The following is a 13,801-nucleotide window of genomic DNA, read 5'->3' on the forward strand; positions in this document are numbered from 1 at the left end:
GAATTATTATTGATTTTTTGCCCGTTTTTTGCTGCTACCTTTTTACACCACAAAATATAAAGTCATGAAAAAGCTCCTCATCTTAATCCCTTTTTTGCTGCTTTCAGAAGTAGGCGCACAGGAACTACAGGCTGTTCCAACGGAGAAAATGAACATTATTAAGACCAACGTTACAGCTTATGCATTCAGAAACATCAACCTGTCTTATGAAAGGGCCATCAACCAGTGGTTCTCTCTCAATATAGGTTTTGGAACAATGACGCAGGGAAAAGTACCTTTCATTAATGCATTTTTAAAAGACGAGGACGAAAAAAGGTTCCAAAATCTAAGAGTCAAGGCAACCAACTTCACTATCGAACCCAGATTTTACATTGGGAAAGGCTATGGCAGAGGATTTTACTTTGCACCTTATTACCGGTATTCAGATGTTTCGTCCAATAGCTTTGACTTCTATTACGATTATGATGCTATCGACGGAAATACCTACCAGATTCCTCTCAAAGGCCAGGGAAGCACCAGCGGAAACAGCGGTGGTCTGATGGTTGGCGTACAGGTCTTCCTTACCAGAAGCCAAAACCTGGTTCTTGATTTCTGGATTGCAGGCGCCCATTATGGAAGCGGAAAAGGTGACTTCACCATGACCAGCAATTATGTGCTGACTCCTGAAATGCAGGCACAGCTTAAACAGGAAATTGAAAATCTTGATATCCCTTTTGTAGATTATACCGTAGAAACGAATGCCAATGGAGCAAAAATAAAAGTGGACGGACCATGGGCAGGCTTCAGAAGTGGATTATCGATTGGATATAGGTTTTAAAAATGATATTTACGTTATTAAACCGTTCTTAAAAGAGCGGTTTATTTTTTTACAAAATTTGTATCTTGGCTTCCATTATACCATGAAAAATGATAGAACTAATTCAGCAAAATAAATTTCCGGAACTTAAAGAGGCATTAAAAAATTCTGATGAACTTCAGATCCATGAATATCTTTATGATATTTTAAACGGTAACGCCCTTGAAATTGATAATGAAAGCTTTTCTCCTTATAGCTATCAAATTGAATTTCTTGAGGGACTGCAACTTTATAAAGCCCTTGAAAAATCTGAAATACAAGCAGAATATTTAAAGCAATTCTCTAATCTTTTGGTTCAGTTAGCGTTTATGATGAGTGCCCATGTTCAAATGCTCTCCGATAAAGCAATGAATAACGGTGCTTATCTGACAGACCTTGGACATATCTACCGGTTCAAAGTTTATCCTGAGATCAGAGACGGTATTCAGGAGTTTATCGATTTGCTGAAAATCAAACTAGAAGAAGATAAAGCTATTGCCAATCTTACTGCTGCAAAAGCAAAGATCAGCAATTCTATAGGCAATATTCTCGAAAAGTATGAGATCGGGGAAGATATGCTCCAGTTTGCAGAACACTTTGAAAAAGTTGGTGAAACTGAAATAGCCATACGAATTCATCAGGGAATCATGAATGATTTTGAATGTGAATCTGTAAAATTAAGTTCGGGCATCATTCCAGAAGCAAGCCACATAGATGACAGACCAGAAGCAGAGATTGAAATTTTCGAAAAAGCAAAAAACCATTTTGAAAGACTAACTGGTCAAAAGATACAGGAACCCAACAGAATACACATAAAAGAAAACATAGATGCTAAAAATTTAGCTGATTCAACAACAATTCAGAGTCAATCCCAAACCCAAAAACAAAGTTTTTCAGAACAAAATACAACTTCTCAATCTTCCAAACCTGGATTATTAGATAGAATAAAAAAAATGTTTGGTAATAACTAATCTATGTACTTAGTAAAATATTTATGAATTCATCACAAATCACCACCGCTCAAAGAATCAAAGCTATTGTGGGCGGATCTATCGGAAACCTTGTCGAATGGTACGATTGGTATGCCTATGCTGCTTTTGCCATTTATTTTTCTCATTCATTTTTTCCGGATTCGGATCTTAATGCACAATTAATGAATACAGCGGGAATCTTTGCCGTAGGATTTTTAATGAGACCGATCGGAGGCTGGATATTCGGAAGTATTGCCGATAAGATTGGAAGAAAAAAAGCGATGACCTTTTCTGTCTTGTTGATGTCTTTCGGATCGCTTCTTATTGCCCTTACCCCAACCTATAAAACGATTGGGATTCTGGCACCTGCACTGTTGCTGCTTGCAAGATTACTGCAGGGATTAAGCGTTGGCGGAGAATATGGTGTTTCTGCAACCTACCTCAGTGAAATGGCATCAGAAAACCGGAGAGGCTTTTATTCAAGCTTTCAGTATGTAACGCTTATAGGCGGACAGCTGATTGCATTAGGCATTCAGTTGATTCTTCAGAAACTTCTTCTAACGGAGACCCAACTTGAAGAATGGGGCTGGAGAATTCCATTCGTAATCGGAGCCTTACTTTCTGTTATTGCTTTATATTTAAGAGCTAATCTTCATGAAACTGAAGCGTTTGAAAACAAGAAAGAAATCAGTGAAAAGAAAAAAGGAACAATTACCGAGCTGCTCAAACATCCCAAAGCTTTGCTTACCGTTATAGGACTTACTTTAGGCGGAACCCTGGCTTTTTACACCTATACCACTTATATGCAGAAATTTTTGGTGAATACGGTAAATCTTACCAAAGAGCAGTCTACCCTTATTTCTTTTATTTCACTGTTTATATTTGCCTGCCTGCAACCTGTTTTCGGAGCATTATCGGACAGGATCGGAAGAAGACCGCTTCTTTTAGGTTTTGGAATTCTGGGTACGTTGTTTACAGTTCCTCTTCTTACAGCCTTAAGCACAACCACCTCGATGTGGACTGCATTCTTCCTGATCATGGCTGCCCTGATTATTGTCAGCGGTTACACATCAATTAATGCCGTTGTAAAAGCAGAACTTTTCCCTTCTGAGATCAGAGCGCTGGGAGTGGGACTTCCTTATGCCCTTACGGTAGCTATTTTTGGAGGGACTGCAGAATATATAGCCCTGTGGTTTAAAAAATCCGGAACGGAAGAATATTTCTACTGGTATATTACCGGATGTATATTATTCTCGCTGATCGTTTACGCCGGAATGAAGGACACCAAAAAAACCTCCACACTGGATAAGGATTAATAATTCGTCATAAAAAACCGGGCGCCGCAGATTCTCTGCGGCGCCCGGTCTATATTTTAATGGTAAGCCTTTTTAAATTTCTCCACCATACTGTCCAGATTATGACGTTGGACATACACACTCTTCACTTCCTGGTATCTTGGTGATTTATAAAAAACCTCATGGAAATCCATACTTCCGTTTCCTACCTTCACTACTTTCTGTACGTCGATATTCAGTTTTTTCAGTTCGTCTTTAAAGACTTTAAATTCATCTTGTATATTGCTCATTTATATTTTTGGGTTTTTAATTAAAAATTAATTTTATCCTTAACACCCTTCAATTATCTGGGGCAGGCTATAAATTTGTAATAAAAATAGTGAATTTTTCAATATAATCATCAGTCAACCTCTACTTTTTTACTTAAATTAATGATTTTATATGGATTTTACATTTTTTTCATGATTGTAAAATAATTTCAGCTTTTTAAAATTTTCCAGAAAACACATTTGAAAAGCCTATCAATTCAGGAAAAATTACCAATTTGTCATTTGACTGATATACACATGTACGGTTTTACTCCAAATTCAAAATCACAAGCAAACGGGACAAAAGTTAATGGATTAATTTATAAATTCGAAGAAAGAAAGAAAGAAACTACTAAAAGGGTAACGATCAAAAAACATATTAAAATGAATGATATCAACAAGGAACACTGGGAAAACGTATATGCGACTAAAAACCCGGATCAGGTAAGCTGGACCCAGAAAAAACCACAAACATCCCTTGATTTTATTCATTCTTTCGGTTTGGGAAAAAACGCCAGCATCATTGATATAGGAGGTGGAGACAGTAATCTTGTTGATTATCTTCTCGAGGAAGGCTATGAAAATATTACCGTCCTTGATATTTCCGCCAAAGCTCTGGAAAGGGCCAGAAAAAGGTTAGGAGAAAAAGGTGATAAAATAACCTGGATCACTTCAGACATTACAGCATTTGAGCCCCGGGAAACTTATGATATCTGGCATGACAGGGCTGCTTTCCATTTTTTAACGACTCCACAGCAGGTTTCCCAATATATTAAAACAGCAGGTAAATGTGTAACCGGGTTTATAATTTTAGGGACTTTTTCGAAAGAAGGTCCTGCAAAATGCAGCGGACTGGATATTCAGCAATACGATGCCGAATCGTTGCCAGCAAAGTTTGAAGCAGATTTTGAAAAAATAAAATGCCTTACAGAAAATCATATAACACCTTTTGGTACAGTACAGAATTTTGTTTTCTGCAGTTTTAAAAAAACTTAGGATGTTGATTTTAAAGAGTCATTCAGTAAAATGATTTCTCTTTTAAAATTTTATTATAAACAGACGTACTTGTAAGCCTGATCTATTTTTATATTTATATTAATTATTCTATTTTACTGTTTTCCTCAATGAGAATTAACAATATTTAGCCAAATATAATAGAAAATATAGTTTTTTGTTATTTATTTTATTATTTTTATTACACCACAATTTAATAATATAATATATGAAAAAACTACTATTAATCATTGTTTCGGGCTTAGCCTGTTCAAATTTTTATTCACAGAAGTTAGAATTCCAGGAGTGCGGGACTGATGAATTGATGCGAAAACATTATGAAAGACATCCGGAAGAGAAAGCTCAGGATGATGCTTTTAACCTGGAATTATCCAAGCTGATCAAAAGCGGAAAATTATCCAGCACATTAAACAAAAACCAGGTCTATGAAATCCCTGTTGTTGTTCATGTGGTAGGTGACGGAAGTGCTGTTGGGACAGTCAATAACAAATCTGATGCTGATATTATAGCATGGGTGAATTATACGAACGGAGTATTTTCCGGAAGTACAACCAGCGGAATGTCAGGTACCAGTGCTATATTGCCTGTAAAATTTGTTTTTGCCAAGGTCAATCCAAGCTGTAATCCTACCAACGGGATCAATAGAATCAATGCGTCTCATCTTCCAAAGTATGTGAGCGGAGGGGTAAATAATGATAATACAACGAATGCTGTAACCGCTTCTGAGATTACTGCTCTGGGAATGTGGGATACCAGTAAATATTACAATATATACGTTGTTAAGAAACTGGCATCCAATGCAGGGACTTTGAACGGATTTGCCTATTATCCCGGAGGCAGCAATGATTATTCTTTTATGTCTACAAGTGCCTCGGCAGTGAATGCACAGACGTTGGCCCATGAATTTGGACACGCGCTTGGCCTTCGCCACACACATGAAGGTTACAGTGAATCTACCGGAGCCTGCCCTACGAATACAGACTGTACTCTTCAGGGAGACCTGGTATGTGATACTGAACCCATGAAAAGCCTTTATCATTCGTCTGTTCCTTATACCTGCCAGACAGGACAGATTAATCCGTGTACCAGCCAGATATATGCGGGCGGTGAAAGAAATGTTATGGCTTACACATTCTGTTTCAGGAATTTATTTACCCAGGGACAGTCTGATAGGGCTACTGCACAGCTTCTGCAGTACAGACAATCGCTGATCAATTCTCCGGTAGCCTCTTCAACTACGCCTAACAACAGTTCTGTTTTAACCACAACATGCACTCCAACCTCTATGACGAATCCCGGAAACTTTAATATCGGAGTTACTTCTGTAAAATTCGGAAACATCAATAACTACTCTGCCAATTACAAACAGGCTTCCAATAATTTCTATGAAAACTTTACTGGAAATTACTGCTCTGGGATTTCAAAAACTACAATTCCGTCGAATACCGCAACGGTACTTACGGTTGCACCGGGAACCAGCAATCCACATATTATTAAAGCTTATATAGATTACAATAATGACGGACAATTTAATGAGACCACAGAACTTGTGCTTAATCAAAGCGCAATAAGCAGCGGTTCTGTTGCCACTGCATCAGTAATTCCTCCTGCAGGTGCGGTCACTAATACGCCATTAAGAATGAGAGTTATCGGTGAATTTAACGGAACAGCTGTTACGGCCTGCTACACTCCAAAATATGGGCAGGTAGAGGATTATTCTGTGATCATTACACCTCAGAATTTATTGGCTGCTGAAAGTGTAAACAAATCAAGCATGACACAAATTATCAAGGATGAGGGTTTTGTACAGGTAAAAAGTGATCTTAAAATTTCCACCGTTCATATCTATGATGCTTCCGGAAGACTTTTGACCAGCAGAACAGACATAAAATCCTCTGAATTCAGATTTCCTGTCAATGTAAAAAATACCGTCATCACGGTAACAACAGTTTTGGAGAACGGGAAAATAATCAATAAGAAATTAAAATTTTAAAGACACATTTCAAATACAAAAAAGAGAGCCCAGAGCTCTCTTTTTAAGTTTTATAAAATAAGGTTAATCTATGATTTTTGCTTTTCTTCTTCCAGTTCTACTTCATGTCTCAATTGGGCTTTGTAAAGTGTTGAGTAATATCCGTTACGGTCAAGAAGTTCCAGATGCTTTCCTTCTTCTACAATTTTACCATGCTCCATGACAATAATTTTGTCTGCCTTTTCAATGGTAGAAAGCCTGTGGGCAATAATGATAGAAGTTCTGTTCCTGGTAATTTTTTCTGTTGCTCTTTGGATCAGCTTTTCACTTTCATGGTCTATAGAAGAAGTAGCTTCATCCAGAATAAGGATTTTAGGGTCTGATAAATAAGCTCTCAGGAAGGATAAGAGCTGCCTCTGACCTAAGGAAATAGAAGAACCTCTTTCACTTACCACAAAATCATATCCGCCCGGAAGCTGCTCGATAAACTGATCTACTTCAATTTCTTTTGCTCCGGCTTTTATTTTTTCTAAAGTAATGCTTTCATCTCCAAACGCAAGGTTTTCGAAAATGCTCCCGTGAAAAAGAAATACATCCTGAAGAACAACTCCGATATGACTTCTCAAGTTATAAAGCTCATAGTCTTTTACATCCACATCATCAATTATAATCTTCCCGGAATTAATATCATAAAGCCTTGTGATAAGACTGATAATGGTAGATTTTCCAGCACCGGTCGCTCCTACAATAGCAACGGTCTCTCCCGGATTTACTTTAAAATTAATTCCTTTCAATACTTCCTGTTTCTCATCATAAGCAAAATGTACATTCTCAAATTCAATTTTGCCGTCAAAATGATCCTTCTTTACGGTTCCTGTATTCGGCATGGCATAATCTTCATCCATGACACCCAATACCCTTTCTGCCCCTACAATACCTCTCTGGATATTATTGAAACGGTCTGCAATCTGCCTCAACGGGCGGATCAGCATGGAAATATACTGGATAAATGCAATAACAACTCCTGCACTGATTGTGATATAACCGCCATAAAACAGGATAAATCCGATAAATAAAGAAGATATAAGCTCTACAACCGGAAAAAATAATGAGAAGATGAATACTGTTCTCAGTAAGGCACTTTTCAGGGTAATATTAATATCATCGAATTTTTTAAATTCTGCATCCTGTCTGTTGAAGACCTGAATAATTGACATTCCAGCCAGTCTTTCCTGAACAAAAGAATTCTGATTGGCCGTCCACGTTCTTTCATCTCCAAATGCTTTTTTCAATCTTTTCTGGAAAAATCTGGTAATCATAACCATTAAAGGCAGGATTGCCAATGTGATATAGCTCAGATGCACATTGGTATTGAACATCATGATCAGGACAAATGCAATTCTGAGAATATCCCCGAAAACCATAAGAAAACCGTCCGTATACACTGTAGCAATAGTCTCTACATCACCTACAGCACGGGTCACAAGCTGACCGATAGGTGTTTTATCAAAAAATGATGTCCTGAAATAGATCAGCTTTGCATAAAGTCTTTCGCGAATATCACGGATAACATTCTGCGAAATAAAATTTGAAAAGTAAACTAAGAAAAAGTTTAAAATAGTTTCTGCAAAGACCAAACCTACCAGAATATAGATATGCTTCATCATCAAGGCATTATCCTTCAGTTTAGTGATATCATTATCGACCACCTCCATGGTAAGATAAGGCCTGTAGGTAGAAACTACGGACAGTAGGACAGAAATAATTAAAGTAAGGATGAACCAGGACCGGAATTTCATTCCTATAAAGAACAGCCTCTTAACAATTCCCCAGGTATCTTGTTTTTTCATTGTACGAGTTGAAGAAAGAATTTAAAATTCTATGCAAAAATAAGACTTTAAAATTTGACAGCCTTTAGAAGTTGATCAAATCGTCATAGAAAATTTCAGATAAAGGTTATTTACAATATGAATATATTAAGCCGGATCTTATCTTAAGTACTTCTGAAATACTTTAATAAACCCATTATAAATTCTTATCCCCAATCTTTTCAATTTCCAGAGAAGGTTTATTCACATGCTCTTTCACAAACTTCCTTTCGAGAAGCTGATAAACCCCATATACGACTGCAATTGAAATGATCCAGCTAATCATATTGATCAGGGAGAAACCTGTATAGTTCATATTATCTACAGCGTCAGGGTCTGTAAGTCCTTTATAAACCCCATAAGAAAAACCAAAGAGCAGCTGGGTTCCAAAATACACTCCAATGGCTAAAAGGCCATAATGCCATTTTGTTTTCCCGAACTTTTCAGCAAGCTGTGCATAATACCTGTAAGCTCCGATAAGAATAAAAATTGATAACATAATTTGTGTTTTATATATTTAACATTCAGACTGTCCTATTTTATGAAAATAATGCAATAATTTTCACAGAATAGTTACTGATTGCTAAAATAACTTTTTTTTCAATACTGTAAAACAAAAGAACATCCGTAAAATCACTGAAATTTTGTCACTGGATTAAAATTCGTATCCTACATCTACAAGGAATAATCCATGGCCCGGAGCTGAAGTTCCGGCAGCATTACGGTTTTTATCTTCAATAATTTTACGCAGGTCTTCGGGTTTTATTTTACCGCTTCCAATTTCTACCATAGTTCCCACAATGGCACGGACCATATTTCTGAGAAAACGATTAGCTGAAACCGTAAACTTAAGTTCGGTTCCTTCCTGTTCCCATTCTGCCTTATAGATTTTGCAGATATTGGTTTTATTATCGGTTTTTAATTTGGCAAAGCTTGTAAAATCCTCATATTCAAATAAAATTTTACAGGCTTCATTCATTTTATGGATATCAAGCTGCCTTTTCCAGTGCTGCCATGCCGATTCCTGGGTAAAAGGATTTTTCGCCAGGGAAATATAATATTCGTAGGTTCTGTACGTAGCATCAAAACGGGCATGAAAATCATCTTTAACCTTAAAAATCCGCTTTATAGAAATATCGGGAGGTAAGAAACTGTTTAATTTATAAGGAAGATTCATTTCATCCACAGGTTGTTCCGTATCAAAATGGGCAAATATTTTTTTAGCATGAACACCTGTATCTGTCCTTCCGGCACCTGTCGTTTTGACTTCTTCTCTTAATATCGTGGAAAGTGCTTTTTCCAGTTCCTCCTGTACAGAAACGGCATCCGGTTGTATCTGATAACCGAAATAATTTTTTCCGTTGTAAGAAAATTCAATAAAGTATCTCAATGTAGTATAATAACTCAACAAAAATACTTTAATTTAATGAAATATTTGTTGAAAAGTCTTTGAGAATATTACTTAAAATCCTTATGAAAATTCCTATTTTTGCAGACGTATGAAAAGATGGTACCTTTATCCTTTTTCCCTCGGTTATCATTTGGTAACGGGTATCCGAAACACAATGTATGATCTGGGCGTTTTTAAGGCGACAAAATTCAAAACTCCGATAATCAATGTCGGTAATCTTTCTGTGGGCGGAAGCGGGAAATCGCCTATGGTGATGTATCTTGCCCAATACCTGTCCAAACACTACAGAACAGGGGTTCTTTCACGCGGTTATGGCAGACTGACGAAAGGCTATGAAGTGACGAATTATGAAAGCAACTATAAAATTGTAGGTGATGAAGCCATGCAGCTTTTTGAACGTTTCAAAAACCGATTCGTCATCGCAGTTTCAGAAGAACGAGTTCCCGGAGCCAAAAAGGTAATTGGAGATATGGATCTCGACGTTCTTGTTCTGGACGATGCCATGCAGCATAGAGCCATCAAAGCAGGATTCAATATCCTGATGACAGATTTTAACGATCCTTACTTTAAAGACCATCTGCTTCCGGCCGGAGATTTAAGAGAATCCAGAAACGGAGCCAAAAGAGCAGACATCATCATGGTCAGCAAATGTCCTGATGAACTTACTGAAGAAACCAAACGCTATTATATTTCAAGGATCAGACCTTCTTATAACCAAAAGGTATTCTTTTCATCCATTGGTTATGACGAAAATGTGTACGGAAAAGATAAAATGCTTCCGGATAATAACCTGAACTATTATGACATCCTTCTGATTACAGGAATTGCTAACCCCAAGCCGCTTCTGGAGCATCTGGCTAAATTTTCGCAGCGGGTTAAACATTTAAAATTCAGAGACCATCATAATTTTACGGATGACGACATCAAAAATATCACTGCAGAATATAAAAAATTAGGCGAATACAAGCTGATCCTGACCACGGAGAAAGATTATGTACGTCTGAAAACTTTTGACTATCTTAGAGACATTGTTTACTACTGGCCTATTAATGTTATCATTGATAAAAAGGAAGAATTCAACCAAATCATCTTAGATTATGTTAGAAAAAATTAAGCAGACCGCCGATTTTATCAAAAGTACAATCAAAGAAATCCCCGATTTTGCTATTGTTTTGGGATCCGGACTGGGAAAACTGCAGGATGAAGTGGAAGCCCTCCATATTTTGGAATATCCTGAGATTCCCAATTTTCCTCAGACCACTGTTGTTGGGCACGGAGGAAAATTAATTTACGGAATTCTTAATGGCAAAAAGGTTCTGATGATGAGCGGCCGTTTTCATTATTATGAAGGCCATTCCATGGAGACTGTAACTTTCCCGATAAGGGTTTTCCATCTGTTAGGTGTTAAAAACCTCATCCTCTCCAATGCCTGTGGCGGTGTAAATCCCGCTTACAAAGTTGCCGATATCGTTATTTTAAAAGACCATATCAATATGATGCCTGAACATCCGCTTCGTGGTAAAAATATTGAATCGTTCGGACCGCGTTTCGTGGATATGAGCGAACCTTATAACAAAAAAATGATAGAAGCTGCCGAAAAAGCTGCCGCCGAAAACAATATTAAAATCCACCAGGGAGTATACGTAGCACTACAGGGACCAACTTTTGAAACTCCTGCAGAATATGGCATGATCAAAGCCATCGGTGGTGATATGGTAGGAATGAGCACTGTTCCGGAAGTAATTGTTGCCAGACATATGGGAATGGATGTTTTCTGCATTTCCGTAATTACAGACCTTGGCGGACCGGATATTGCCTTTGCCGTTTCTCACGAAGAAGTTCTGAATGCCGCCAATAAAGCCATGCCGAATGTGATCGCTGTGGTAAAAGGCGTGATCAAAGACTATCAATAGATCTTTATAGAAATTTTCAATCTCATAAATTTTTCCTAATTCATAAGAAATCAATCTCCAATTACGTTTCATTGCTTAGATTTGTATAAATGAAATTGAAAGAATGAAAAAGTTAGCATTCATTTTTATGATCGGTGTTTTCGGGTTAAGCTATGCACAGCAGCAACCGAAAGTGCTTAAAACCTCTTTCTCCAAAGAAGCTTTAATACAGAAGCTGGAAGATGAGGAAGGAAAAAATATTACTATTCAGCAGATCCTTGATGAACATAAAGGAAAAGTTTTAGTGATTGATTTCTGGGCCGGATGGTGTAGAGACTGCTTAAAAGCACTTCCAAAAGCTGAAGAGCTTGAAAAAAACAATCCGAATGTAGATTTCGTATTCCTTTCCCTGGAAAGATCAAAAGAAGGTTTTGACAAAAGCCTCGACAGGTTCAATATGAAAGATAAGGATAATTACTGGTTTGCTTCAGGCTGGAAAAATGATTTTAACAATTATATTGATCTGAACTGGATCCCTAGATATATGGTCATAGACCAGAAATCGTCTATCGCGAAATATTACGCTATTTCGCCTGAAGATCCGGAAATACAGGAAACCATTAACCGTCTTTTACAATAATGATCACAAGAGAAGCCACAGAACAGGATCTGAAAGTCCTTTTTGAATTTGAACAGGGAATCGTTACCGCAGAAAGGCCATTCAACAGTACTCTTATTGATGGAGAAATTCATTATTATGATCTGCTTAAACTGATACAGGCTGAAGATGCATTTGTACTCGTAGCTGAAGAAAATGATGAAATCGTAGCATCTGGATATGCAAGGATTAAAAAACCGGATGCCAATTATTATAATTTCGACCGCTATGCTTATCTGGGCTTTATGTATGTAAAACCCGAACACAGAGGAAAAGGAGTCAACAAATTAATTCTTGATGAACTAATGAGTTGGGCAAAGTCTAAAGATATTTCAGAGGTCAGGCTCGATGTTTATTCCCAAAATGAATCCGCTGTAAAAGCCTATGAAAAAGCAGGGTTCCAGTCATTACTCACTACGATGAGGATGAAAATATAATCAGAACTCAATTCAAAAATAAATGAATCCATATCTTTGCGGTATGGATTCTTCTTTTCCCACCCGTAAGATTATTCATGTCGATATGGATGCATTTTATGCTTCTGTGGAACAGCATGACAATCCCTCACTTAAAGGGAAGCCTATTGCTGTAGGAGGAGAGCACCGGGGTGTGGTTGCAGCAGCAAGTTATGAGGCAAGAAAATACGGAGTCCGTTCTGCAATGCCCAGCAAAACAGCTAAAGAAAAATGCCCTCATATTATTTTTGTGCCTCCACGCTTTGCACGTTACAAAGAAATATCACGACAGATCCGCGAAATATTCCATGAATATACCGATCTGGTAGAACCTTTATCACTGGACGAAGCATATCTTGATGTCACTGAAAATAAAAAAGATATAGAATCTGCCAATCAGATTGCCAGAGAGATCCGCCAGAAAATATTTGAGCAAACGGGACTGACAGCTTCTGCAGGAATTTCTGTAAATAAATTTCTTGCAAAAGTAGCCTCTGACATCAATAAACCGAACGGCCAGAAAACCATTCATCCCGATAGAATTGAAGATTTTCTTGAGAAACTTCCGGTTGAAAAATTTTACGGTGTAGGTAAAGTAACCGCCAACAAAATGTTCAGCCTGGGAATTTACAAAGGAAAAGATTTAAAGAAAAAAACTCTGGAAGAATTGGTAAGGCTTTTTGGAAAATCCGGAACGTACTATTACAATGCAGTACGTGGCATTCACCATTCTGAGGTAAAGCCACACCGGATCCAGAAAAGTGTTGCCGTGGAGAGAACTTTTTTTGAAGATCTTTTTGATGACCAATCGATTAATGAAAAACTGGAACATCTAAGCCAGGAACTTCACCAGAGACTGCAAAAGAATAATATTCTGGGAAGAGCCTTAACTTTAAAGATCAAGTATAAAGATTTCTCGCTTTTTACAAGAAGCTTTACAAAAGAAGAGTATTTCACTTCTCCTGAACAGTATTTCAGCACCGGGAAAAAACTTTGGGAACTAAGGCCGTTTGATAAGCCTGTAAGATTGCTGGGGTTATCTCTCTCCCACCTCAACACCGAGGAAAAAAAACAGGTTTCTATTCAACTAAAAATTCCGTTTGAAGAATTTGAGAATTAACA

General features: G+C 37.4%; 14 protein-coding genes. 10 read left to right on the top strand and 4 right to left on the bottom strand.

Annotation, left to right across the window (positions count from 1 at the left end):
• Positions 1-64 precede the first annotated feature (64 nt).
• The 3 genes from LC418_RS18965 to LC418_RS18975 all read left to right on the top strand — a co-directional run bounded on the left by LC418_RS18965 (position 65) and on the right by LC418_RS18975 (position 3,122).
• On the top strand, positions 65-817 hold the full coding sequence (locus tag LC418_RS18965; protein WP_223560289.1) for a DUF3575 domain-containing protein: 753 nt from the start codon (positions 65-67) through the stop codon (positions 815-817).
• A gap of 89 nt (positions 818-906) precedes the next feature.
• Positions 907-1,806, top strand: a complete 900-nt coding sequence (locus LC418_RS18970) for a hypothetical protein (RefSeq protein ID WP_223560290.1) — start codon at positions 907-909, stop codon at positions 1,804-1,806.
• A gap of 23 nt (positions 1,807-1,829) precedes the next feature.
• Positions 1,830-3,122 (top strand): MFS transporter, encoded by a 1,293-nt coding sequence (locus LC418_RS18975; protein ID WP_223560291.1) that lies wholly within the window; start codon positions 1,830-1,832, stop codon positions 3,120-3,122.
• A 56-nt stretch (positions 3,123-3,178) separates the two neighbouring features.
• On the opposite strand, the gene LC418_RS18980 is transcribed toward LC418_RS18975, so the two are convergent.
• A complete protein-coding gene (locus LC418_RS18980; RefSeq protein ID WP_034702111.1) occupies positions 3,179-3,391 on the bottom strand; it encodes a hypothetical protein in 213 nt (70 codons plus the stop codon).
• A 402-nt stretch (positions 3,392-3,793) separates the two neighbouring features.
• On the opposite strand from LC418_RS18980, the gene LC418_RS18985 reads away from it, so the two are divergent.
• Positions 3,794-4,405, top strand: a complete 612-nt coding sequence (locus LC418_RS18985) for a class I SAM-dependent methyltransferase (RefSeq protein ID WP_223560432.1) — start codon at positions 3,794-3,796, stop codon at positions 4,403-4,405.
• A 226-nt stretch (positions 4,406-4,631) separates the two neighbouring features.
• Positions 4,632-6,416 (top strand): M43 family zinc metalloprotease, encoded by a 1,785-nt coding sequence (locus LC418_RS18990; protein ID WP_223560292.1) that lies wholly within the window; start codon positions 4,632-4,634, stop codon positions 6,414-6,416.
• Positions 6,417-6,484: 68 nt separating this feature from the next.
• Here the strand turns inward: LC418_RS18990 and LC418_RS18995 are convergent, their stop codons facing one another.
• The 3 genes from LC418_RS18995 to truA form a co-directional block, all read right to left on the bottom strand.
• On the bottom strand, positions 6,485-8,245 hold the full coding sequence (locus tag LC418_RS18995) for an ABC transporter ATP-binding protein (protein ID WP_223560293.1): 1,761 nt from the start codon (positions 8,243-8,245) through the stop codon (positions 6,485-6,487).
• Positions 8,246-8,420: 175 nt separating this feature from the next.
• Positions 8,421-8,762 carry a hypothetical protein gene (locus LC418_RS19000; protein WP_111955309.1) on the bottom strand — a complete coding sequence of 114 codons (342 nt, stop codon included), beginning with the start codon at positions 8,760-8,762 and terminating at the stop codon, positions 8,421-8,423.
• A gap of 156 nt (positions 8,763-8,918) precedes the next feature.
• Positions 8,919-9,674, bottom strand: a complete 756-nt coding sequence (gene truA / locus LC418_RS19005) for a tRNA pseudouridine(38-40) synthase TruA (protein ID WP_223560294.1) — start codon at positions 9,672-9,674, stop codon at positions 8,919-8,921.
• Positions 9,675-9,762: 88 nt separating this feature from the next.
• Here truA and lpxK point away from each other — a divergent pair, with 88 nt between their 5' ends.
• From lpxK to dinB, 5 genes are all read left to right on the top strand, one after another.
• A complete protein-coding gene (gene lpxK / locus LC418_RS19010) occupies positions 9,763-10,788 on the top strand; it encodes a tetraacyldisaccharide 4'-kinase (protein WP_223560295.1) in 1,026 nt (341 codons plus the stop codon).
• Positions 10,772-11,587 (top strand): purine-nucleoside phosphorylase, encoded by an 816-nt coding sequence (locus LC418_RS19015; RefSeq protein ID WP_223560296.1) that lies wholly within the window; start codon positions 10,772-10,774, stop codon positions 11,585-11,587. The genes lpxK and LC418_RS19015 overlap by 17 nt, the downstream gene beginning before the upstream one ends.
• Positions 11,588-11,690: 103 nt before the next feature.
• A complete protein-coding gene (locus LC418_RS19020; protein WP_223560297.1) occupies positions 11,691-12,206 on the top strand; it encodes a TlpA family protein disulfide reductase in 516 nt (171 codons plus the stop codon).
• A complete protein-coding gene (locus LC418_RS19025) occupies positions 12,206-12,661 on the top strand; it encodes a GNAT family N-acetyltransferase (protein WP_111955321.1) in 456 nt (151 codons plus the stop codon). The genes LC418_RS19020 and LC418_RS19025 overlap by 1 nt, the downstream gene beginning before the upstream one ends.
• Before the next feature lie 43 nt (positions 12,662-12,704).
• A complete protein-coding gene (gene dinB, locus LC418_RS19030) occupies positions 12,705-13,799 on the top strand; it encodes a DNA polymerase IV (protein WP_111955323.1) in 1,095 nt (364 codons plus the stop codon).
• Positions 13,800-13,801: the final 2 nt, after the last annotated feature.

Origin of the sequence: Chryseobacterium lathyri (assembly GCF_019970085.1) — a bacterium.
GTDB lineage: Bacteria > Bacteroidota > Bacteroidia > Flavobacteriales > Weeksellaceae > Chryseobacterium > Chryseobacterium lathyri.

What these genes read in the sequence shown, in the direction of transcription:
- LC418_RS19000 (WP_111955309.1), bottom strand. Translation starts at nt 8,762, where the DNA reads ATGTTATCAATTTTTATTCTTATCGGAGCTTACAGGTATTATGCACAG.
- LC418_RS18985 (WP_223560432.1), top strand. Translation starts at nt 3,794, where the DNA reads ATGAATGATATCAACAAGGAACACTGGGAAAACGTATATGCGACTAAA.
- LC418_RS19015 (WP_223560296.1), top strand. Translation starts at nt 10,772, where the DNA reads ATGTTAGAAAAAATTAAGCAGACCGCCGATTTTATCAAAAGTACAATC.
- dinB (WP_111955323.1), top strand. Translation starts at nt 12,705, where the DNA reads ATGGATTCTTCTTTTCCCACCCGTAAGATTATTCATGTCGATATGGAT.
- LC418_RS19020 (WP_223560297.1), top strand. Translation starts at nt 11,691, where the DNA reads ATGAAAAAGTTAGCATTCATTTTTATGATCGGTGTTTTCGGGTTAAGC.
- LC418_RS18990 (WP_223560292.1), top strand. Translation starts at nt 4,632, where the DNA reads ATGAAAAAACTACTATTAATCATTGTTTCGGGCTTAGCCTGTTCAAAT.
- LC418_RS18975 (WP_223560291.1), top strand. Translation starts at nt 1,830, where the DNA reads ATGAATTCATCACAAATCACCACCGCTCAAAGAATCAAAGCTATTGTG.
- LC418_RS18970 (WP_223560290.1), top strand. Translation starts at nt 907, where the DNA reads ATGATAGAACTAATTCAGCAAAATAAATTTCCGGAACTTAAAGAGGCA.
- LC418_RS18965 (WP_223560289.1), top strand. Translation starts at nt 65, where the DNA reads ATGAAAAAGCTCCTCATCTTAATCCCTTTTTTGCTGCTTTCAGAAGTA.
- LC418_RS18980 (WP_034702111.1), bottom strand. Translation starts at nt 3,391, where the DNA reads ATGAGCAATATACAAGATGAATTTAAAGTCTTTAAAGACGAACTGAAA.
- LC418_RS18995 (WP_223560293.1), bottom strand. Translation starts at nt 8,245, where the DNA reads ATGAAAAAACAAGATACCTGGGGAATTGTTAAGAGGCTGTTCTTTATA.
- lpxK (WP_223560295.1), top strand. Translation starts at nt 9,763, where the DNA reads ATGAAAAGATGGTACCTTTATCCTTTTTCCCTCGGTTATCATTTGGTA.
- LC418_RS19025 (WP_111955321.1), top strand. Translation starts at nt 12,206, where the DNA reads ATGATCACAAGAGAAGCCACAGAACAGGATCTGAAAGTCCTTTTTGAA.